The following is a 20,298-nucleotide window of genomic DNA, read 5'->3' on the forward strand; positions in this document are numbered from 1 at the left end:
AGTTTTAGCGGGGCAGTCCAGTCAGCAGGGCTATCAGAGAAAACACCCATGAACACAGTGTCAAACCCATCGGGCTTAAGAAATTTCACCGTCTTTATTGCCGCCTTGTTTGGCCTGGCACTGCTGATCGGGGGTGGCTGGCTGATCACACTGGGAGGGTCGGCGTACTACCTGATCGCCGGTGTGGTACTGCTGGTATTTGCGGGTTTGCTAGGGCGTCGGTCCCCCGTATCGCTATGGCTGTACGGCTTGCTGATGCTGGCCACGGTCGGCTGGGGCCTGTGGGAATCGGGTACTGACTTCTGGGCGCTGGTGCCTCGGCTGGACATCCTGGGTGTGCTCGGCCTGTGGCTGCTGATCCCGGCCATTACGCGAGGGTTTGGCCCGGCGCTTAAGGCAGGTAAGGGGTTCCTGGCCTTTACCCTGGCATTCGCCATCTGCGTGCTGGTGTATTCCATCTTCAATGACCCTCAAGAAATCAACGGCAGCTTTGCAGCGGCCCAGCCCCAGCAAGCGCAGCCCATTGAAGGGGTCAACCCAGCTGATTGGCCCGCCTACGGGCGCACTCAAGCCGGCGAGCGTTATTCGCCGCTTAGTCAGATCAACGAAAAAAATGTGAAAGACCTGAAAGTGGCCTGGACTTACCGCAGTGGTGAGTTCATGACCAGCAATGACTCGGGTGAAACCACTAACGAACTGACGCCCATCAAGATTGGCGACAACATGTTCATTTGCACCACGCACCAAGTGCTGGTGGCGCTGGACCCCGCTACCGGCAAGGAAAAATGGCGCTTTGACCCCAAGCTCAAGGCAGACCCTTCCTTCCAGCATTTGACCTGCCGCGGCGTGTCCTATTACGACCAGGCCAATACCGCTGAATTTGCGGCCAGCCTGGCCAATGTGGCGCCTGCCCAGACCAGCTGCCCACGCAAGGTATACCTGCCGGTCAACGATGGCCGCCTGTTCGCGATCAACGCTGACAATGGCCAGCGTTGCAGCGAGTTCGCAGACAACGGCGAGCTGGATCTCAAGCAGATGCACCCCTACACCTACCCAGGTGGCCTGGAGCCTACCTCGCCCCCGGTGATCACCGGCACCACTATCGTGATCGGCGGGTCGGTCACGGATAACCTGTCTGTGCACGAACCCTCGGGTGCACTGCGCGGCTACGACGTGAACACCGGTGAACTGAAGTGGGTGTTCGACACGGGCGCTGAAAACCCCAACGCCATTCCTGGCCCAGGCCAAACGCTGGTGAACAACTCGCCCAATGCTTGGGCACCGCTGGCCTACGACCCCAAAATGGACGTTGTGTACGTGCCAACGGGCAACCCGACGCCCGATATCTGGGGCGGCAACCGCACGCCTAATATGGAGCGCTATGCCAGTGCAGTTCTGGCGCTCAACGCCACCACCGGCAAACTGGTGTGGAGCTTCCAGACTACGCACCATGACCTGTGGGACATGGACGTACCGGCCCAGCCCACCCTGGCTGATGTGAAGACAGCTTCAGGCGAAACCGCACCGGCCGTGTACGTACCCACCAAGGCTGGCAACCTGTTTGTACTGGACCGCCGCGATGGCAAACCCATCGTACCTGTGACGGAAATGCCTGTGCCTGCCGGCGAAGCCGCACCCGGTGACCGGGTAAGCCCGACTCAGCCACGTTCTGCGTTGAACCTGACGTCCATTCAGACCCTCGCTGACAAAGACATGTGGGGCGCCACCATGTTTGACCAGATGGTCTGCCGGGTGATCTTCAAGCGCCTGTCATACCGTGGTCAATACACCCCGCCTTCGGAGCAGGGCACCCTGGTGTTCCCAGGCAACCTGGGTGTGTTCGAATGGGGCGGTATTTCGGTGAACAGCGATCGCCAAGTGGCGTTGATGAACCCCATGGCATTGCCATTCGTATCCAAGCTGATCCCGCGTGGGCCGAACAACCCGCTGTGGCCTAAAGAGGGCCTGACCGGTACAGGTACTGGCACCGAGCTGGGCATTCAGCCCCAGTACGGCGTGCCTTTTGGGGTGGAAATCAATGCGTTCCTGTCACCCTTTGGCCTGCCCTGCAAGGAGCCGGCCTGGGGTTACGTGGCGGGCGTGGACATGAAGAGCCATGACGTGGTGTGGCGCAAACGCATCGGTACCATTCGTGACAGCCTGAAAGGTATTCAGCTGCCACCGCTGAAGATCGGCGTGCCCATGCTGGGCGGCCCGATTTCCACAGCAGGTAACCTGATGTTTATCGCCGGTACCCAGGACAACTACATTCGCGCCTACAACGTGACCAATGGTGACCTGGTGTGGGAAGAGCGTTTGCCCTATGGAGGCCAGGCCACACCCATGACCTATGAGATGAACGGCAAGCAGTACATCGTGATCATGGCGGGCGGCCACGGTTCGTTCGGCACCAAGATGGGCGATGCGTTGATTGCCTACGCTCTGCCTGACAAGTAACCCGCACCACCTGATTACCAGGTTCGCCCGCTGCCGCAGGCTCCCACAGTGCAAGGTATTGCCTGCCCTGTGGGACCTGGCGAAGCCAGGGAACAGGCTCTGAAGTTGCAGACTCAGTCAAGCCCAGGCACGTTCACTAGTGCCAACTCCACCCCTTCCTGTGCCACCCCCCCAGCAGCAGCTTCCGCTAACCCTACATCCGTAATGATCAAGTCGAAGTCTTGCAGCGGCGCGATCTTGTACATGCCAAAGGTGCCGTACTTGCTGCTGGTAGCGATCAATATGCGCTTGGATGCCCCTGCCATGGCTGCACGCTTGACGGCCACTTTGGCGGGTGAGGGCGTAGTGATGCCGCGCTTGAGGTCCCAGGACGCCGTTGACATGAACGCCACGTCGGTCGCGATACGTGAAAGGGTTTCAGCGGCCAGGTCACCTACCCCGGAGAGGTTGGGATGGTCAAGCACGCCGCCGGTATGGATGACCGTAACGTGTTGCGCGTCGGCCAGCGCCATCACGATGGAGAAGTCGTTGGTGACTACAGTCATGCCGGCCAGTGCAGAGATGTGAGGCACCAACGCCAGGGTGGTAGTGCCCGCGTCCAGGTAGAGGGTCATGTTCGGACGCAAGGCCTGTGCCGCTTGTGCCGCCATGGCCTGCTTGTGCGGCAGCTCGGCAACGGCTTTGCTCTGGTGGCTGGGCTCGGTGGCCACGGCACTGGCAATGCGTACTCCGCCAGGCACCGAATAGGCCTGGCCGTCTTTTTCTAGCACAGCGATGTCACGGCGGATGGTCATGTGGGAGCAGTCGAACATGTCCATCAGTTGATGGACCGACAGTACCTGGTGGCGGCGCAACTGGCGCAGTATCTGTTCGCGGCGTTGATCGGGAATGATCGGGCCGGAGGGCGGGGTGGGCAAAGGGTCTTTCACGTGCGGTAGGCTCCTGCGCCCCACGGGTTGTGGGGCGCGGCCATGTTAGCCGATCACAGCTTCGATCGTCAGCACGCCAATCAGGCCTACCAATGATTGCAGGCACAGCATCAGCGTCCAAGTGCGGAACGTCTGAGCCACGGATAACTGAAAGTACTCCTTGAACAGCCAGAACCCTGAGTCATTGACGTGGGACAGCATCACCGCACCCGAGGCTGTGGCCAGCACCAGCAGCTCCGGTGACAGGCCTGGGTTGGCTAGCGCGAAGGGCGCGACGATGCCGGTAGCAGCTACAGTAGCGACCGTGGCCGAGCCGATGCAGATACGCAGCAGGGCGGCGATGCCCCAGGCCAGAATCAGCGGGTTTATCAACCAGCCTGAGGCGTGATGGGTAATCAACTGATCCAGCTCAATGGCGCTGAGCATTTGCTTGAAGCCGCCACCAGCGCCCAGGATCAGGAGAATGGCCCCAAGGGGCGCCAGGCCTTTGTTGGCCATTTTGCCGACCTGCCCAAGGTTGAAGCCAGACCGCAACCCTAAGGCGAAAAAAGCAAAGATGACGGCGGCCAGCAGGGACAGAATCGGGTTGTTCAATCCTGTATAAATCCCATAAGCCAGCGTGCCTTTCACAGTAAAGGCCATGCCCAAGGTGCCGATCAGCATCAGGCCAGGGGGTAGCAGCACGGCCACGATGGCCGGCAACAGGCCTACCGGGTTGGCCGTGGCACTGTCGTCACGCGCGCCCACCGGGCCTGCGCTCAGGTCAGGCGCCGGGCCGAACCAGGGCGCTATCAGCTTGGTAAACACCGGCCCCGTCAACAAGGCCGCTGGAATACCGATCAGCAGGCCGTAGAAAATGGTCAGGCCAGTGTTGGCATGGTAGGCCGTCACGGCCAGCATGGGCGCCGGGTGCGGGGGCAACAGGCCGTGGGACGTATACAAGCCTGCCGCCAGGGGCAGGCCGATGTACAGCAGGTGAGTGTGGGTGCGCTTGGCCACGGTGTACACCAGCGGGGCCAGCATGATGAAGCTGACGTCGAACAGGTGGGGCATGCCGATCAGCAGCGCCGCTGCGCATACGGCATAGGGTACGTACTGCACCGGGCGCTTGCCGATAAAGGCGTTGGCGATACGGTCTGCGCCCCCAGAGCCCAGCAATATCCCGCCCAATAGCGTGCCCAGGCCGATCACCGGGCCGGTTTTGGCCAGTGCTGCGCCAAAGCCTTTGGCAAAGTGCTCGATGCTGTCGTTGGCACCCACGCCCGCGGCGATCCCTAGGCCCAGCGCCGTCAACGTGAGGGCCAGAAAGGGGTTGAGCTTGAAGCGGGTGATCAGCAGGATCAGTACCACAATCGCGCCAGCCGCAAGGGCCAGGGTAAGCAGTTCATTATTCATGTTGTTGTAGAACCTGAAGGCAGTGGGTGGGCGCACCCAGGGGTGCGCACCGGCAGAGGCAGCGGGATCAGGCCGGTTGCAGGCCCGCCTCCCAGGCGGCTCGCAGCACCGGGCTGTAGCCCTTTAGGTCATCCAGGGTGATCAGCGCCCCGGTGGCGATGTCCCGGGCTGCCGTGGCATGTGCGGCCAGGTACAGCGGTGCCACGTCAGCCGGGGCGCCTGCCCTAGGCAACAGCACGGCTTGTACGCCGGTCACATCGTGGTGATGGCCGCCCATGTTGAGGACGGTGCCGGCGGCAATGGCCGAGGTTGCCCGGCCTGCCAGCACTACGCACTGGCTAGGGGTTGCGCTGCCAGAGGCCCTGTTGTGCAACACCGCATTGAGCAGAGTGATGGGGGTTTCAACGCCCATGAAGTGGTAGGGCAGGTAGAGGCAGGCATAGCGGCGGTTGCGGCTGACCACATGGCCCTTTTGCGCCAGCAGTTCCCAGGTCGGGGCGTCGTGGGTGCGTACCACCACAAATACGCCGCCAGCAAAGCTGGCTTCTTCGGGCAAGCGCAGCACGTTGAACACGTCGATCACACCCGTGCTGCCCAGAATGCCGCCGTCTTCGCGCAGCGCGTACACATCGGCCAGTTCGGCCGTGCGGGCAATGGGGTAGTGCATCAGCTCCACATCGGTCACCAGCTCGGTGTTGGTGCCCACCACGCTCATTTCGCAGTAGTCCGCTGTGGCGCTGGTCTTGCGCCCGTTCAGGGCGGCGCGGCGTGCGGCCAGGGTGGCTGGAATGTCGTCGCCCAAGGTCAGCAGGCTGGCCATGGCGGGTGCTGCAAAGGTCTCATCCAACTGCGTGATCAGGCCCGTGGCGGGATCGAACACCAGATCGTATTCGCTGGACTTGCCCGCAGCGACGATCTCCAGCCCCAGGGTGCGGGCCCAGCTCACCCAGCCGATCAGATTGGCAGGCTGGTCACCGTCGGCCGTGGTGTAGACCACACCCTGTTTGGCCGCCAGCCGTGACAGGGCAATGCCGGCCACTGAATCCACTTCTTTGCTCACCATGGCTACGTGGCGTTTGGCGTCGAGCGCGGTGACGGCGCAGGCATGGCCGATGGCCGGGTTGCCTGTGGCTTCTACCAGAATGTCATAGCGCGCGGTGTCGAGCAGGGCGACGTCGGCGACCAACACAATGGCGTCCGCAGCGGCAGCGGCAACGGCTTGGGCGCTGCTGCATTCAACCAGCTGCGCCTCACTGAAGCCTAGCTCCAGGCACAACGCCCGCAAACCTGGTACGTCCAGGTCACACAGCAAGGCAGGTACTAGGTTGGGCATCAGGCGGGTCTGCGCCAGCAGCGTGCGGGAAAAGCCGCCCTTGGCGCCCGTCAGGGCATATCGCACGGGTGTGCGGGCATGGTCGGCAAACAGCAGCTGGAAATTCATAGGCATCCTCGTTAGGGCGCTTGTTGTAGTAGGCAGCCACACCAGGGATGGCCAACCGATGGCTAACCATAGTGAGGAATTAACATATAAGTCAAATTATTTAACAAATAATAACGTAATAAGGTAGCATGCGTTAAATCAGCACTTAGCAGCAGCGTTTTCACCTGTGGTGATGTGCATATTTGTGAACGCCTGGCATATACCTGAGGACCCCCAATGACCTCCAGTCACACCCAACCCCTGCTGGGGTGCATTGCCGACGATTTCACCGGCGCGACTGACCTGGCCAACATCTTGGTACGTGGCGGCATGCGCACGGTCCAGACCATTGGCATCCCAGCCCCCGGTGAAGCTTTTGCCGCTGATGCCCAGGCGCTGGTCATTGCGCTCAAGTCGCGTACCGTTTCGGCCGCTGATGCCGTAGAGGCCGCGCTGCACGCGTTGCAGTGGCTTCAAGCCCAAGGCTGTCAGCAGTTCTTTTTCAAATACTGCTCAACCTTCGATTCCACCGCCCAAGGCAATATCGGGCCGGTGACCGTGGCGCTGATGAAGGCCTTGGGCGAACGCTTTACCATCGCCTGCCCGGCCTTTCCTGAAGCGGGGCGCACTGTGTTCCGCGGCCACTTGTTTGTGCAGGACGCGCTGCTGAGCGAGTCCGGCATGGAGCACCACCCACTGACACCCATGACCGACGCCAACCTGGTTCGGGTGCTGCAGGCACAAACCGAAGGCGTCGTGGGCCTAGTGCGTTACGACCATATTGCCGAAGGGGTGAAAGGCGTCGCCGCACAGTTCGAGCAATTGCGCCAGGAAGGGGTAGCAGTGGCTATTGCCGATGCGATCAGCAACCCAGACCTGATGACCCTGGGGGAAGCCTGCGAGGCATTCAGGCTGATCACGGGTGGTTCCGGAGTAGCACTGGGTTTGCCGGCGAATTTCCGCCGTAAAGGGCTGCTCAACAACGGTGAGGCCTCTGAACTGCCAGGGTCTACCGGCCCTGGGGTGGTACTGGCCGGCAGCGCCTCCAAGGCCACCAATGGCCAGGTCGCGGCCTGGCTTGCTGCCGGGCGGCCAGGCTTGAAACTCGACCCGCTGGCCCTAGCGGCGGGTGAACCCGTTGTCGCCGAGGCCGTGGCCTTTGCCACAGCTCATGAAACGCCTGTGCTGGTGTATGCCACCAGCCAGCCCGATGAGGTGAAAGCGGTACAGGCCCAGTTGGGGGTGGCCCGTGCAGGTGAACTGGTGGAGCAGGCCTTGGGCGACATTGCCCGTGCCCTGTACGCGCAAGGCATTCGTCGTTTTGTGGTGGCCGGTGGCGAAACCTCCGGCGCCGTGGTGCAGGCATTGGGGGTAAAGGCCTTGCAGATCGGCCGTCAGATCGACCCAGGCGTGCCAGCCACCCTGGCGCTGGGGCCAGAGGCGCCCTTCGCGCTGACCCTTAAATCCGGCAATTTCGGTAGCGTGGATTTCTTTGACAAGGCGCTGCGTCGCCTGGCGGGGGACTGGGCATGAGCCAGGAAGCACAGTTGCGCGAAGAAATCTGTGTGGTGGGCCATAGCCTCTACGGCCGTGGTTATACGGTCGGCAGCGCTGGCAACATCAGTGCGCGGCTGGAGGATGGCTGGCTGATCACACCCACCGATGCCTGCCTGGGCCGGCTGGACCCTGCCCGAATCGCCAAGGTGAACCGGGCCGGTGAGTGGGTCAGTGGCGACAAGCCCTCCAAAACCCTGGCCCTGCACCGCCAGGTGTACGACCGCAACCCCACCGTGGGGGGCGTGGTGCATACCCACTCCACCGCCTTGGTGGCCTTGACCCTGGCCGGGGTGTGGCAGCCCGGCTGTATCCTGCCGCCCATCACGCCTTACCAGGTCATGAAAGTAGGGCAGATACCCTTGGTGGGTTATCAGCGTCCCGGGTCGCCCCTGGTCGCCGAGCAGGTAGCGCAGGTCGCGACCCTGGTCCGTGGGGTGATGCTGGAGCGGCTGGGGCCAGTGGTGTGGGAAAGCTCTGTCAGCAAGGCCAGCTATGCCCTAGAGGAACTGGAGGAAACCGCCAAGCTCTGGTTGAGCACCCAGCCGCGCCCGGCGCCGTTGAGTGATGCGGCGTTGGCCGAGTTGGAGGAGCAGTTCGGCACGCGTTGGTAAACCTGGCCCTTGCGCGGTGCGAGGGCCAGGCTTGGGGTTACAGCCGCTGAATCAGGTAGCTGTTCTCGAACCCATTCACGGCGCCGAGAATGTTGAAGCCTTTGAAGTACCCGCCGGCCCGCAGCAGGTCGACCGCAGGGCCTACCTCTGGCGAATGGGTGAAGTCCCGGTAGTCGTCGAACACGACAAACCCGCCTGACACCACGCTGGGTGCGTAGAGCAGAAAGTCCAGCAGCACGTTGCGGCCCTCATGGCCGCCATCGATATGCAACAGGGCAACGCTAGGTGACAACGCCTGGAACCGTTCGGCGCACAGTTCCGAGAACCCACGCAGAATATGCGCATCGGGTAGCAGCAGGTTCTTGTAGTGGCTGAACTCCTCAAACTGCTTAGGCAGCACGAACGGGTCGATCCCGATCACCCGTCGCTCGTGGTTGCAGATTTCGTTCATCAGCACCAAGGATTTGCCTTTCCATACGCCGATCTCGACAACGTCACCCGGCACGTCCGTCAGTAACAGCGCCAGGTAGCCCAGCAACCGCACATGGTCATGGAAGGACAGTTCTCGCCGGGCCATGGCGTGCTCGGGAGGGAGGCTGGCCTGCGCTTGCGCGTAATGCTCACCGATCAGGTCCCAGATTCTGCCGATGTCGTCGGTCAGCTCGGGGTTGGCGATAAAGCGCTTGAGGTCTTCAAGGGTAATCATGGGGCATCCAGACGGCTTATAAGGAAACATCCAAGGTGGTGTAGGAAAAGTAGCCCCAGCCGCCTAGGTCTGCAACGACGATGTAAAGGCGTCAGAAAATAAAGATTGAATACTCACACTAAATGTTATTTAAATAACACAAATACCAATGCTCAGGTGCACCTGCCAGGGCGTGTGAGGCTTCATAACAATGAAAAAAATTGCAGTCATTGGCAGCAATATGGTCGACCTGATTACCTACATCGATCGCATGCCCGCCCAGGGCGAAACCCTGGAAGCGCCACGTTTTGCCATGGGGTGCGGTGGAAAGGGGGCCAACCAGGCCGCTGCTGCTGCCTTGCTGGGGGCCAACGTGATGATGGTGACTAAGGTGGGTGACGATGCCTTTGCTGATACCACCGTGGCCAACTTCCAGCGGCTGGGGATCGACACCCGTTTTGTGGAACGCGTGCCTGGGGTGTCCAGTGGCGTGGCGCCCATTTTCGTGCAAGAGAATTCCCACAACAGCATCCTTATCGTCAAAGGCGCCAACGCCCACCTGACACCAGCAGACATCGACCGCGCCGAGCCGCTGTTGCGCGACTGCGCGTTGATCGTGCTTCAGCTGGAGATCGAGCTGGCCAGCGTGTACCACGCCATTGACGTGGCCCATCGGCTGAGGGTGCCTGTATTACTGAACCCGGCCCCTGCGGTGGCGGGGCTGAGCCGCGAACACCTGGGGCGGCTGGATTTTCTAGTGCCTAACGAAAGCGAGCTGGCCCTGCTCACTGGCCAGCCCGTGGATTCGGCTGAGGCTGCCGCCAAAGCGGCTCGCAGCTTGCTGGAGGAGGGCGTACGCCATGTGATCGTCACCCTCGGCGAGCAGGGTGCACTCTACGTGGGCGAGCAGGGTGAGTGGCGCGTTGAAGGCCACCGCGTGGATGCACGGGACACGTCGGGTGCAGGCGATGCCTTCATTGGCTGCTTTGCCCATCACTGGAGCCAGGACGGCGATATCCGCCGTGCCATGCAACAGGCCGTGGCCTATTCGGCCTGCTCCGTCACGGGCCTGGGCACCCAGTCTTCCTATCCGGATGCGGCGGCCTTCGCTCTTTTTAGCGCACCCTTGCCTGCCTGACCTGGCTAACACCTCTCAACTGCTTTTCGCGGAGAACAATAATGAACAAGCCTGCGCTGCAGCCCTCGGCGGACGGGTTCTACCTGAACCGTACCCCCTGGTTTGCCTTTTTCCTGCTGTGCTGCATCTTTGCCTTGTGGGCCGCTGCGGCCAGCATGAACGACGTGTTGATCGCCCACTTCAAGAAGGCGTTCCTGCTCAGTGATTTCCAGACGGCCTTTGTGCAATCGGCGTTCTACCTAGGTTACTTCTTTGTGGCGATTCCTGCGGCCATTGTGGTGCGTCGGTTCAGTTACAAGACCACCATTCTGGTGGGCCTGGTGCTGTACATGGCCGGCTGCTCGCTGTTCTTCCCGGCAGCGTCCATGGCCAAGTACAGCATGTTCCTGATGGCGCTGTTCGTGATCGCGGCAGGCCTGTCGTTCCTGGAAACGGCCAGCAACACCTATTCCACCCTGATGGGGCCACGGGAATCCGGAACCCGCCGCTTGAACATTTCACAGACCTTCCACCCGTTCGGTGCCATGACCGGCGTGTACGTGGGCAGCTTTGTGATGTTCAAGGACACCGACGCCACCCGTGAACAACTCACCCAGATGACGCCAGCTGATGCTGCTGTGCAACAGCTGGAGATGATCCAGTCCACCCTGTTGCCGTACCAGTGGATGATCGCGGTGCTGGCCCTGATGTTCGTGCTCATTGCCTTCACGCGCTTCCCCGCGTGCAAGGGCAACCGCACCGAGGCCACACCCAAGGCCAGTATCAGTGAAAGCCTTGGGCGGCTGCGTCGAAACCCGCGCTTCTGCTTCGGTGTGCTCACTCAGTTCCTATATGTGGGCGCTCAGGTGGGCGTATGGAGCTTTACCATTCGCCTGGCCATGCAGATGGGAGGTATGAATGAACGCAGTGCTTCCTGGTTCCTGCTGACCACGTTCGCGGCCTACTTCGTAGGCAAGATGGTCGCCAACCTGCTGATGCGCAAGTTGCACCCCGCCAAGGTGCTGGCCCTCTACGGCGTACTGTGCATTGTGTTGCTGGCCTATACCATTCTGGTGCCTAACATCACGGCCGTATACGCCGCCGTGGGCGTGAGCATTTTCCTGGGGCCGTGCTGGCCGACCATTTACGGCCTGACCATCGACGGGCTGGGTGAAGACACTGGCGTGGGCGGTTCGCTGCTGGTGATGAGCATCGTTGGCGGCGGCGTGATTCCCATCTTCCAAGGCCTGCTCAGCGATGCCAACGGCGGCAACATGCAAATCGCTTATAGTGTGCCGCTGCTGTGCTTCGTGGTGATCGTGGCCTATGCGCTGCGGTGCCTTCGTCAACCCCAGCCTCATGTCGCCACTGTGGCGGCTGCGGTGCCCCAATGAGCCGTGAAATGATGCGCCTGCCCCTGTACCCGCAACTGTGGAGCGATACCGCCAAGCCTGTTCTGGAATCGGAACGCTTGAGCGCTCACGCCTTTACCTACCCCAGCGGGGTGAAAGCGCTGTCCTTGGAAAACAGCCGTGGCCGGCTGGTGGTACTGCCTTGGCAGGGCCAGATGATCTGGGCTGCCGAGTTCGACGGCCATAACCTGACCATGCTGAACCTGTTCGACCAGCCACGGCCGACGCCGACCATCATGGGCACCTATGGGTGTTTCATGTTCCATGCCGGCCTGCTGCGCAATGGCTGCCCGGCCCCTGAAGACGATCATCCCCTTCATGGCGAAATGCCCTGTGCGCCCATGGACCGTGCCTGGCTGGAAGTGGGCGAAGACGAGGCGGGCGCCTACCTGCGCCTGACCGGGGACTATGACTATGTGCAGGGCTTCGGCGACCGTTACCGCGCCAGCCCCAGCGTGACCCTGCGCCCGGACAGCGGGCTGTTCGAGATCGGTATGCAGGTGCTTAACCAGGCCGGCAAGCCCATGGACCTGATGTACATGGCCCACATGAATTATGCCTATGTGGAAGGTGGGCGCTTCAGCCAGCCATTGGGGTTCGAGCGCCAGCGGATGCGTACTAGCGTGCCGGCCCATGTACACCCTACAGAGCACTGGAAGGCCTACATGGCCGACTTGACCGCGGACCCGGCCAGGCTGCAGGTGCTGGACTCCCCGGCACTGTATGACCCTGAAGTGGTGAGCTTCTTCGAAGGGGTGCAGGCCGATGCACAGGGCCAGGCGCATTTCTTCCTGGAGCACCCCGACGGCGCGGCGTTCTACACCCGTTACAGCCCCGAACAGTTCAGCCATGCCACGCGCTGGGTATTGCACAATGTGGACCAGCAGGTGGGCGCCTTCATACTGCCGGCCACCTGCGAGCCAGAGGGCTACCACGCCGAACGCGCCAAAGGCACGGTACGCAGCCTGGCGCCAGGGGAGCGGGCGGTGTTCAGCCTGACCACCGGCTACCTGAGTGCCAGCGAGCGGCAAGCCCTGGCAATTTAAAACGCTAGATAACCAGCTGCGCCCCCTGGGCTTCAATGGCCTCACGGTAGGCCCGGGGGATTTTCTTGTCGCTGACCACGCAGTGGAAGTTTTCCAGCGCACCGAAATGGGCGGTACGCACTGCATCGAACTTGGAGTGATCCGCCAGCAGCATGCATTGCCGTGCCTGGCGCATCACCTGCTGCTTGACGCCTACTTCATGGAAGTTGAAGCAGGTTACGCCCAAGTCCAGGCTTACGCCGGCGGCAGAGATGAACGCCCAGCTCAGCCGCAGCTCGTTGAGGATGCTGGCCTCGGCGCGGCTTTCGAACACCTGGTTCTGCCGGTGGAAGCTGCCCCCGCATAACACAAGGGTGCAGTTGGGCTTTTGCTGCAGCTTGAGCAGTACGTTCAGGGAGTTGCACACTGCGGTGAAGGCCAGGTCATCCGGAATGAAATCCACAACAAAAGGCACTGTAGTGCCGCAGTCGAAGAACACGGTGTCGCCCGGCTGAATGAAACTGGCGGCAAGCTTGCCGATCCGGCGTTTCTCTTCCACATGCCGGGTGCCTTGCTCGGTGACACGGTAGTCCCCTGGCTCCGCTTCGTCGTGGGCGCGGGTGATGTAGCCCCCCAATAGCCGCAGTTGCTCGGGGTGGCGACTCAGGTCGCGGCGCAGTGTCATCTCGGACACCTCAAGCAACGCGGCCATTTCACGCAAATGAATGGCTTTCTGGTCCTGTAGTGCCTGCTGGATTATGCGAATCCGATCGGTTTTTTTTACGTGCATTGAGCATTCCAGCCGTAGGTCATGTATGTTGTAATACTAACATCTTATGTTAATCCAATAACGTGCTTGCACGTCCGCCCATTGATCAGGACCGCCCGATGACCACGTATTCCCCCGCTGAACTCGCCAAGATGATCGATCACACCTTGCTCGCCGCCGACGCCAGCCGTGCCCAGCTTGCCACATTGTGTAACGAAGCCCGCACTCACGGGTTCTACTCGGTGTGTGTGAACTCTGCGAACGTGCCTTATGCAGCCGAGCAGCTTCAGGGTGCCGATGTAAAGGTATGCGCCGTGGTGGGCTTCCCCTTGGGCGCCGGGTTGTCCGCCAGCAAAGCCTATGAAACCCAGCAGGCCATTGCCGCCGGTGCGGGTGAAGTCGATATGGTGCTGAACATTGGCTGGCTCAAGGACGGGCTGTTCGATGCCGTGCGTGACGACATTGCCGCCGTATTGGAAGCGTGCGGCGAGGTACCGCTGAAAGTGATTCTAGAAACCTGCCTGCTGAATGACGCGCAGAAGGTGCGCGCCTGTGAGATCTGCCGCGACCTGGGCGTAGCCTTTGTGAAAACCTCTACCGGTTTCAGCCGCAGTGGCGCAACGCTGGAGGATGTGGCACTGATGCGCCGTGTGGTCGGCCCGGACCTGGGTGTGAAAGCTTCTGGGGGCGTACGCGATGCTGCTACGGCACAGGCCATGATTGAAGCCGGTGCCACCCGCCTAGGGACCAGTTCAGGCATTGCCATTGTGACCGGTGCGCAGGGCGGTAGCGGTTACTGAGCCGAGGTTCCTGGCCTTCGCCTTTGGCTATGTCCGGTCCAACAGGCAACGCGTAGGCCTGTAGGAGTTCGCGCAGCGGACGAACCCGATCAGGCGCCACACCTCGGCAATCTGTTCCCGGCCTCCGCCTTCGGCTACGACCGGTCCCACAGGAAGGTGGCGGCTTGCCCTGGCAGAGCCGGGGAACAGGCGGCGTTAGTCCTTCTTCATCAGCCCCGCCAGTGCGGCGAAGGGATTGTGGGTGGCTTTGGCCACTTTCGGTGTGCTGAGCGAGCCTTCGCCGAAATACTGCTGGTCGGTATAGCGGGCGTGTTCGTTGTCATGGCAATACAGGCACAGCAGCTCCCAGTTGGAGCCGTCTTGAGGGTTGTTGTCATGGTTGTGGTCGCGATGGTGCACCGTCAACTCGCTCAGGCGTTTACCGGCGAACTCACGGGCGCAGCGGCCGCACACGTGGGGGTACATCTTGAGCGCTTTGTCGCGGTAGCCGCTTTCGCGCTCGCGCTGGGTTTCGGCGAGGATTCGGTCGAGTTTGGACGTATCGGTGGCCATGGTGCACCCGTAGGGTAGAAGACCCCGCTATCTTATAGCCAATAGCGCTACAAAAAGTAGGGCCGGGTGAGCCCTACTTTTTTTTCTTGCCCTTCATGGCTTTCATCCGTTCATGGGCGCGCTTGACCACGGCGGCCTTGTCGGGGCGCTTGAGGCTTTTCCAGCTTTTGATCTCCTCCTTGGAGCGACCGCAACCTCGGCAGACACCGTCACTGAGTTTGCAATTGGAGGTACAGGGGTTTTCGACGTCTTTAGCCAAAGGGGCCTCGCTGAGGCAATGGGGGAATAGCCTGAACGGGCCCTGTCACAGATGCCCGTTCAGGCAAGGTGTTACTGCGTGCGAGTAACCCGCCAGATGATACCGGCCAAGTCATCGGCCACAATCAGGGCACCACGTGGGTCGACGGTCACGCCCACCGGGCGGCCACGGGTCTTGCCATCCTGGCCGCGGAAGCCCGTGGCGAAATCAACCGCGTCGCCCGATGGCTTGCCATTGGTAAAGGGCACAAAGACCACCTTATAGCCCACCGGGTTGTCCCGGTTCCAGCTGCCGTGTTCGCCTACAAATACACCGCTGCCGTATTTATCACCCATGGCGGGTAACGAGAAGTCCAGCCCCAATGCCGCCACGTGGGAGCCCAGGCTGTAGTCCGGCTTCACGGCCGAAGCCACTTTTTCAGGGTTCTGAGGCTGGGCACGGGTGTCCACGTTCTGGCCCCAATAGCTGTACGGCCAGCCGTAGAAAGCCCCTTCGCGGATGGAGGTCAGGTAATCAGGTACCAGGTCCGGGCCCAACTCATCCCGTTCGTTGGCCACGGCCCACAGTTGTTCGGTACCGGGCTGGATTTTGAGGGCGGTGGGGTTGCGCGTGCCTGTGGCGTAGGGCCTGTGCGCGCCGGTAGTGGCGTCGATCTGCCAGATCTGTGCACGGTCGATTTCCACTTCCATGCCGCGCTCGGTCACATTGCTGTTGGAGCCTATGCCCACATACAAGAAGCGACCGTCCGGGCTGGCTGCCAGGGACTTGGTCCAGTGGTGGTTGATCTCCGAGGGCAGGTCCGTGACCTTGGTGGGCGCGCTGGCTGCCTTGGTCTGGCCGTCGGTGTAATCAAAGCTCACCAAGGCGTCCTGATTGGCCACGTACACCTTGCCATTGGCAAACGCCAGGCCGTAGGGCGCATTCAGATTTTCCGCAAACACCGTGTTCATTTCATACACGCCATCGCCGTCGGCATCCCGCAGCAGGGTCAGGCGGTTGCCACCTTTGACCTTGGTGTTGCCCTGGGCCTTGATGTAGCTGGCGATCACGTCCTTGGGCTTGAGCTTGGCGGCACTGCCACCCTTGCCTTCGGCCACCAGAATGTCGCCATTGGGCAGCACCAGGGTCTGGCGCGGCACCTTCAGGTCGGTGGCGATGGCTGACACCTTAAAGCCGTCTGGGACCGTGGGCTTCTGGTCACCCCAGGCCACGGGTTCGGCGATTTTCATGCTGGGCAGCAAGCCCCGTTGAGCTTCGGGCATCTTTGGGTCTGCCCCGTGGGACTGGACGCTGTCCGCTTCACCCCCGCAGGCGCTCAACAAAAGGGCCATGCTCAACGCCGTCAATGCGTGTGTCTGTTTCATGCTTCACCCTCCGACCGCAGGTTGCTCATGCCGACCCAGGTGGCGATGCACGCCAGTACTGTGACAACGACTGAAAGGATCAGGCCCGAGGGCATGACAGCCCAGGCATCCTTGGCATGCTCGAAGGCGTTCACCAGCCCCAGTACCCATGTGACCACCAGCAACAGCAGATACGCCACCGGGCGCCCGGCTTTGTGCCGAGCACGCACCAGGTTGCCCAGTGCAAACAGCACGGCCAGGCCGCAGAACAGCAGGCCCCCGGCAATCAACCAGGCGGCGAAGTTGCTCCACTGGATCTGGTAGCTGTTGTAGTAGGCGATATCGCTCAGCAGGCCGCCCAGAAACAGCGGCACTGTGCCGGCGAGCAGGGTCCCGTGAAGCGGGCCCGGCGTGTGCCGGAAGGCAAGGTGAGGGGACGTGGTCATGGCAGCTCCTTGACGGTCAGCACACCGGCTGGCCTGTGAGGTTCTTGTTCAATGCGCACAAGGAAGGATTGCCATACCTAAACGTTAGTTCACCTTTATTTCATGCCCAAGGCGCGGAACCCTGCGCGCCGTCTTGCGCCAGCCCGGTGCAACCCAGGGGAGGCCGCACTGGCTTGGCGCTGCGTTGCCCAGTCAGAACAAGGTACCTGGCCGGGGCATAGCAGTTGACTACTTGGTCAGCTTCTTGCTTTAAATTCACTACAGTTCAACCAATATTCAGGACGACCATGCAAAACCTCACTGTGGTAATCGCCGGCGCCGGCATGGGCGGGTTGTGTGCAGCTATCGCCTTGCGCCAGGCAGGGCATCAGGTGCACCTGTATGAACGCGCAACCACCCTGGCGCCGGTAGGCGCAGCCATTTCCATCTGGCCCAATGGCATGAAGGTGCTACACGCCTTGGGCGTGGGTGCAGCAGCCGAGGCGGTGGCTGGGGACATGCGGGCCATGAGCTATTTCAGCCATACCGGCGGGCTGCTGACGCGGTTCAGCCTGGCGCCGCTGTACCAGCAGGTGCAGCAGCGCGCCTGCCCCATTGCCAGGGCCGCCTTGCAGCAGCTGCTGCTGGAGGCCGTGGGTGAGGAGGCAGTTACCCTGGGCGTAGGGTGCGAAAGCTATACCGAAACCGCCGAGGGTGTTTGCGTGCACTTGTCCAACGGCGAGGCCGTTACCGCCGACCTATTGGTGGCGGCTAATGGCACGCACTCCACCCTACGCAGTGCTGTGGCCGGTGAGGCCATCGACCGGCACTACTGCGGGTATGTGAACTGGAACGGCCGTATACGCATGGATGCGGCGCTGGGTGATCCCTACGAATGGGCGCAGTTCGTGGGTGAGCACAAGCGGGTCTCGCTCATGCCCATGGGCACTGACGAATTCTATTTCTTTTTCGACGTCCCTCTGCCTGCAGGTACGCCCAATGTGCGTGAGCAGTATCGCGCCGAACTGCAAAAGCATTTCGAGGAATGGGCCACACCGGTGCAACAGTTGATCGAACAGCTGGACCCCGCTGCCGTGGCACGGGTAGAAATCCACGACACCCGTCGCGTACCCCGCCTAGTGACGGGCCGAGTGGCGTTGTTGGGCGATGCCGCCCACGCTATGACACCCAACATCGGCCAGGGCGGTTGCCAGGCCATGGAAGACGCCTGGGTACTGGCACGCTGCCTTGAACGCGCCGATACACTTAACACCGGCTTGACTGCCTATGAACATGAGCGCGCTGACCGTGTGGCTGGGCTGGTGCTCAAAGCGCGCGAGCGTGCGGCAATCATCCATGGGGAGGACCCAGCCGCCACTCAAGCCTGGTACCGGGAGCTGCCTGGGAGCGAGCGCGACATTCTGGGCGGGCTGATTAAAACCGCCCAGGGAGGGCCACTGTAGGCGCTCCCCGCGAGGCTATCGATGGGTCAGGGGATAAGCTTGCGCGCTCGCATGCCTTCCAGATGAGCGATAAAAGCGTCATCGGAGCGTAGCACCATGTTCGAAAAGCCGGCCTGGCGGGCCTTGGTCACATCGAAGATAGCGTCCGTTTCCACATGGAAGATAAAGTCCCCGAAAGCGCCTAGGGCAATGCGGTCAATGTCCGTTTCGGCAAGGCCTTCACGGGCCGCCAGCTGCTGCCAGACCGGCCGCATGGCTTCGATTCGCTGAGCCAGTGAAATGGGCTGCGGTTCGCCGACCTCCACACCAAACCAGGCCGCCAGCTTGGGCCATACGTGACTCCAACGGAACACGTCACCGTTGGTGATGTTATAGGCACCGTCTGCCTTGTTTTCCACGGCCCACAGGGCCGCCTCACCAATCAGCTCGGCCGAGGTCACATTCACCAGGGCGTTGCGGTAGGCCCGTTCGGGGCCGGGGAACTGCATGGCAGTACCCGTCTCCCGGCAGAGTGCCCCGTACAACCCGATCAGGTTGCCCAGGTTCATGGCCGAACCCAGCGAGTGCCCCACCACAATGTCTGGGCGCAGGGCGGTCCAAGGAATACCTTCAGCTTCCAGGGCGCGGGCGAAATCCTCATGGCGGAAGTAGAGGTTGGGCGGGAAGTGGCGGCTGTCGTCTTCACGGGCGGGGGTCTTGTATACCCCCAGGTGAGCGCCATACACCTTGCCACCCTGCACGAAGGTGATGCGCTCCAGCTTCGCACCCGCCGTACGCAAGGCGTTCACCAGGTGTTCGAACATGGCGGCGTTTTCATTGGCTTCGGTCGCCGGGTCCGGATCAGGCTTGAGCGCGCTGTAGAACAGGTGCGTCACGCTGGCCAGGGCTTGGGTATGACGGGCCAGGCTGGCCGGGTCTGCCAGGTCCGCCGAGAGGTGGGGCTGGGCACTGGGTGGCGTGGTAGAGCGGCTCACCGTGCTGGTTTTCCAGCCAGCCGCCACGAAGGCGTCCAGTACAGCTTGGCCGATCACGCCACTGGCGCCGGCAATGAGTATGTGGTTGGTCATGGGGATACTCCGTCTGCGCGGTAAACGCGCACTGCCGTGAAGGGCCGTGCGTCTGTAACAGCGTGGACAGACGAGGGCTGGGTAAATTCGATCCCTTTCAGGCATCACGTTTTTTTGACAAACCACGCTTTACCCTTCGCTTCGCTTTGGGGAGTAGCCTGTACCTGGCGTGAGCGCCTGGTGCGTTCGTATCAACATTCTCGGCAGCCGCCGTGGTACGAACACCGCTTTGGTTGGCGAGACCAACGACCTGTCGTGGCCAGTCGGGCCTGCGGTGAGTCGTTGTCTTCGTTGCCCGGCCGGAGCGGTTGCGTTGAATCCCATTTCCCTGTTTTTTCTAGCCATGGCCATGTCCACCGACGCCTTTGCGGCCGCTGTTGCCAAAGGCTCGGCGCTGCATAAGCCGCGTTTTTCCCAAGCGTTGCGTACAGGCGTGATCTTCGGCGCCATCGAAGCGATCACGCCGGTGATCGGCTGGCTGCTTGGGCGCGCCGCTTCCAGTTTTGTGGAAAGCTGGGACCACTGGATCGCGTTCACGCTATTGCTGTTGCTGGGCGCCCACATGATCTACAACGGGCTGCAGGGGGATCACGAGGAAGAAGAAAAAGCCTCGCACCATTCCTTCTTCATGCTGGCAACCACGGCGGTAGCCACCAGTATCGATGCACTGGCGGTAGGTGTAGGGCTGGCGTTCATCAACGTGAATATCCTGGTGGCAGCGGCGGCCATTGGCGTGGCGACCACCGTGATGGTCACGGTTGGCACCCTGTTGGGACGCGTGCTAGGCACCTTGGCCGGGCGCCGTGCAGAAATGGCGGGTGGGGTGATGCTGATCCTGATTGGCGCGACCATTTTGTACGAACACTTGTCGGCAGCATGAAGCTTGGAGGCGTTAGCGCAACGGCAGTGGCGAAAGCCTGCAATATCCCGTAAAAAGCGAAGGCGGGTGGCGTGGCTTCAGGCGCTGCGCGGCCACTTGAGCACCCACGTGTTCATAGGCCGTTTCGTTCCT

Annotated in this window: 19 protein-coding genes and 1 riboswitch; of the genes, 9 read left to right on the forward strand and 10 right to left on the reverse strand. The window is 61.6% G+C overall.

Going from position 1 to position 20,298, the window contains the following annotated elements:
• Positions 1–48: 48 nt before the first annotated feature.
• Positions 49–2,457: a glucose/quinate/shikimate family membrane-bound PQQ-dependent dehydrogenase gene (locus tag ACSAMW_RS00360; RefSeq protein ID WP_500592144.1), complete on the forward strand. Its 2,409-nt coding sequence runs from the start codon at positions 49–51 to the stop codon at positions 2,455–2,457.
• 113 nt (positions 2,458–2,570) lie between these two features.
• On the opposite strand, the gene ACSAMW_RS00365 is transcribed toward ACSAMW_RS00360, so the two are convergent.
• From ACSAMW_RS00365 to ACSAMW_RS00375, 3 genes are all read right to left on the reverse strand, one after another.
• A complete protein-coding gene (locus tag ACSAMW_RS00365) occupies positions 2,571–3,386 on the reverse strand; it encodes a DeoR/GlpR family DNA-binding transcription regulator (RefSeq protein ID WP_500592145.1) in 816 nt (271 codons plus the stop codon).
• A gap of 45 nt (positions 3,387–3,431) precedes the next feature.
• On the reverse strand, positions 3,432–4,781 hold the full coding sequence (locus ACSAMW_RS00370; RefSeq protein ID WP_500592146.1) for a GntT/GntP/DsdX family permease: 1,350 nt from the start codon (positions 4,779–4,781) through the stop codon (positions 3,432–3,434).
• A gap of 67 nt (positions 4,782–4,848) precedes the next feature.
• On the reverse strand, positions 4,849–6,222 hold the full coding sequence (locus ACSAMW_RS00375; protein ID WP_500592148.1) for a hypothetical protein: 1,374 nt from the start codon (positions 6,220–6,222) through the stop codon (positions 4,849–4,851).
• 216 nt (positions 6,223–6,438) lie between these two features.
• Here ACSAMW_RS00375 and otnK point away from each other — a divergent pair, with 216 nt between their 5' ends.
• Entirely contained in the window at positions 6,439–7,734 is a 1,296-nt protein-coding gene (gene otnK / locus ACSAMW_RS00380) for a 3-oxo-tetronate kinase (RefSeq protein ID WP_500592149.1), read from the forward strand.
• Positions 7,731–8,369, forward strand: coding sequence for a 3-oxo-tetronate 4-phosphate decarboxylase (gene otnC, locus ACSAMW_RS00385; RefSeq protein ID WP_500592150.1), 639 nt, complete (start codon positions 7,731–7,733; stop codon positions 8,367–8,369). The genes otnK and otnC overlap by 4 nt, the downstream gene beginning before the upstream one ends.
• A gap of 37 nt (positions 8,370–8,406) precedes the next feature.
• On the opposite strand, the gene ACSAMW_RS00390 is transcribed toward otnC, so the two are convergent.
• Positions 8,407–9,075, reverse strand: coding sequence for a class I SAM-dependent methyltransferase (locus ACSAMW_RS00390; RefSeq protein ID WP_500592151.1), 669 nt, complete (start codon positions 9,073–9,075; stop codon positions 8,407–8,409).
• A 190-nt stretch (positions 9,076–9,265) separates the two neighbouring features.
• Here ACSAMW_RS00390 and rbsK point away from each other — a divergent pair, with 190 nt between their 5' ends.
• The 3 genes from rbsK to ACSAMW_RS00405 are packed head-to-tail and all read left to right on the forward strand — an operon-like array spanning position 9,266 to position 12,629.
• Positions 9,266–10,192 (forward strand): ribokinase, encoded by a 927-nt coding sequence (rbsK, locus tag ACSAMW_RS00395; RefSeq protein WP_500592152.1) that lies wholly within the window; start codon positions 9,266–9,268, stop codon positions 10,190–10,192.
• Between the two features lie 41 nt (positions 10,193–10,233).
• On the forward strand, positions 10,234–11,565 hold the full coding sequence (gene fucP, locus ACSAMW_RS00400; RefSeq protein WP_500592153.1) for an L-fucose:H+ symporter permease: 1,332 nt from the start codon (positions 10,234–10,236) through the stop codon (positions 11,563–11,565).
• Entirely contained in the window at positions 11,562–12,629 is a 1,068-nt protein-coding gene (locus tag ACSAMW_RS00405; RefSeq protein ID WP_500592154.1) for an aldose 1-epimerase family protein, read from the forward strand. Before fucP ends, ACSAMW_RS00405 begins: the two co-directional genes overlap by 4 nt.
• A 4-nt stretch (positions 12,630–12,633) precedes the next feature.
• Here the strand turns inward: ACSAMW_RS00405 and deoR are convergent, their stop codons facing one another.
• A complete protein-coding gene (deoR, locus tag ACSAMW_RS00410) occupies positions 12,634–13,398 on the reverse strand; it encodes a DNA-binding transcriptional repressor DeoR (protein ID WP_500592155.1) in 765 nt (254 codons plus the stop codon).
• 98 nt (positions 13,399–13,496) lie between these two features.
• On the opposite strand from deoR, the gene deoC reads away from it, so the two are divergent.
• On the forward strand, positions 13,497–14,177 hold the full coding sequence (gene deoC / locus ACSAMW_RS00415; protein WP_500592156.1) for a deoxyribose-phosphate aldolase: 681 nt from the start codon (positions 13,497–13,499) through the stop codon (positions 14,175–14,177).
• Positions 14,178–14,372: 195 nt separating this feature from the next.
• Here deoC and ACSAMW_RS00420 read toward each other — a convergent pair whose 3' ends face one another.
• From ACSAMW_RS00420 to ACSAMW_RS00435, 4 genes are all read right to left on the reverse strand, one after another.
• Positions 14,373–14,729: a YajD family HNH nuclease gene (locus ACSAMW_RS00420; protein WP_168080406.1), complete on the reverse strand. Its 357-nt coding sequence runs from the start codon at positions 14,727–14,729 to the stop codon at positions 14,373–14,375.
• Positions 14,730–14,802: 73 nt separating this feature from the next.
• Entirely contained in the window at positions 14,803–14,988 is a 186-nt protein-coding gene (locus ACSAMW_RS00425; protein WP_168080408.1) for a DUF1289 domain-containing protein, read from the reverse strand.
• A gap of 71 nt (positions 14,989–15,059) precedes the next feature.
• Positions 15,060–16,352 carry a PQQ-dependent sugar dehydrogenase gene (locus ACSAMW_RS00430; RefSeq protein WP_500592157.1) on the reverse strand — a complete coding sequence of 431 codons (1,293 nt, stop codon included), beginning with the start codon at positions 16,350–16,352 and terminating at the stop codon, positions 15,060–15,062.
• Positions 16,349–16,777: a DUF2231 domain-containing protein gene (locus ACSAMW_RS00435; RefSeq protein WP_500592158.1), complete on the reverse strand. Its 429-nt coding sequence runs from the start codon at positions 16,775–16,777 to the stop codon at positions 16,349–16,351. The genes ACSAMW_RS00430 and ACSAMW_RS00435 overlap by 4 nt, the downstream gene beginning before the upstream one ends.
• A 287-nt stretch (positions 16,778–17,064) precedes the next feature.
• Here ACSAMW_RS00435 and hpxO point away from each other — a divergent pair, with 287 nt between their 5' ends.
• Positions 17,065–18,219: an FAD-dependent urate hydroxylase HpxO gene (gene hpxO, locus ACSAMW_RS00440; RefSeq protein ID WP_500592159.1), complete on the forward strand. Its 1,155-nt coding sequence runs from the start codon at positions 17,065–17,067 to the stop codon at positions 18,217–18,219.
• A 26-nt stretch (positions 18,220–18,245) separates the two neighbouring features.
• Here the strand turns inward: hpxO and ACSAMW_RS00445 are convergent, their stop codons facing one another.
• On the reverse strand, positions 18,246–19,286 hold the full coding sequence (locus ACSAMW_RS00445; protein WP_500592160.1) for an SDR family oxidoreductase: 1,041 nt from the start codon (positions 19,284–19,286) through the stop codon (positions 18,246–18,248).
• Between the two features lie 136 nt (positions 19,287–19,422).
• A riboswitch (yybP-ykoY riboswitch) is annotated at positions 19,423–19,596 on the forward strand.
• Between the two features lie 3 nt (positions 19,597–19,599).
• Between ACSAMW_RS00445 and mntP the strand changes: the two genes are divergently transcribed.
• Positions 19,600–20,166 carry a manganese efflux pump MntP gene (gene mntP, locus ACSAMW_RS00450; protein WP_500592161.1) on the forward strand — a complete coding sequence of 189 codons (567 nt, stop codon included), beginning with the start codon at positions 19,600–19,602 and terminating at the stop codon, positions 20,164–20,166.
• The last annotated feature ends 132 nt before the right edge of the window (positions 20,167–20,298 follow it).

The sequence above is a fragment of the Pseudomonas sp. AB39(2026) genome, assembly GCF_059831485.1.

Excerpts from the sequence above, each read along its gene's own strand:
- ACSAMW_RS00430 (WP_500592157.1), bottom strand. The coding sequence starts at position 16,352 with ATGAAACAGACACACGCATTGACGGCGTTGAGCATGGCCCTTTTGTTG.
- ACSAMW_RS00420 (WP_168080406.1), bottom strand. The coding sequence starts at position 14,729 with ATGGCCACCGATACGTCCAAACTCGACCGAATCCTCGCCGAAACCCAG.
- ACSAMW_RS00445 (WP_500592160.1), bottom strand. The coding sequence starts at position 19,286 with ATGACCAACCACATACTCATTGCCGGCGCCAGTGGCGTGATCGGCCAA.
- fucP (WP_500592153.1), top strand. The coding sequence starts at position 10,234 with ATGAACAAGCCTGCGCTGCAGCCCTCGGCGGACGGGTTCTACCTGAAC.
- ACSAMW_RS00390 (WP_500592151.1), bottom strand. The coding sequence starts at position 9,075 with ATGATTACCCTTGAAGACCTCAAGCGCTTTATCGCCAACCCCGAGCTG.
- ACSAMW_RS00370 (WP_500592146.1), bottom strand. The coding sequence starts at position 4,781 with ATGAATAATGAACTGCTTACCCTGGCCCTTGCGGCTGGCGCGATTGTG.
- deoR (WP_500592155.1), bottom strand. The coding sequence starts at position 13,398 with ATGCACGTAAAAAAAACCGATCGGATTCGCATAATCCAGCAGGCACTA.
- ACSAMW_RS00405 (WP_500592154.1), top strand. The coding sequence starts at position 11,562 with ATGAGCCGTGAAATGATGCGCCTGCCCCTGTACCCGCAACTGTGGAGC.
- ACSAMW_RS00435 (WP_500592158.1), bottom strand. The coding sequence starts at position 16,777 with ATGACCACGTCCCCTCACCTTGCCTTCCGGCACACGCCGGGCCCGCTT.
- hpxO (WP_500592159.1), top strand. The coding sequence starts at position 17,065 with ATGCAAAACCTCACTGTGGTAATCGCCGGCGCCGGCATGGGCGGGTTG.
- otnC (WP_500592150.1), top strand. The coding sequence starts at position 7,731 with ATGAGCCAGGAAGCACAGTTGCGCGAAGAAATCTGTGTGGTGGGCCAT.
- ACSAMW_RS00360 (WP_500592144.1), top strand. The coding sequence starts at position 49 with ATGAACACAGTGTCAAACCCATCGGGCTTAAGAAATTTCACCGTCTTT.
- ACSAMW_RS00375 (WP_500592148.1), bottom strand. The coding sequence starts at position 6,222 with ATGAATTTCCAGCTGCTGTTTGCCGACCATGCCCGCACACCCGTGCGA.
- otnK (WP_500592149.1), top strand. The coding sequence starts at position 6,439 with ATGACCTCCAGTCACACCCAACCCCTGCTGGGGTGCATTGCCGACGAT.
- deoC (WP_500592156.1), top strand. The coding sequence starts at position 13,497 with ATGACCACGTATTCCCCCGCTGAACTCGCCAAGATGATCGATCACACC.
- rbsK (WP_500592152.1), top strand. The coding sequence starts at position 9,266 with ATGAAAAAAATTGCAGTCATTGGCAGCAATATGGTCGACCTGATTACC.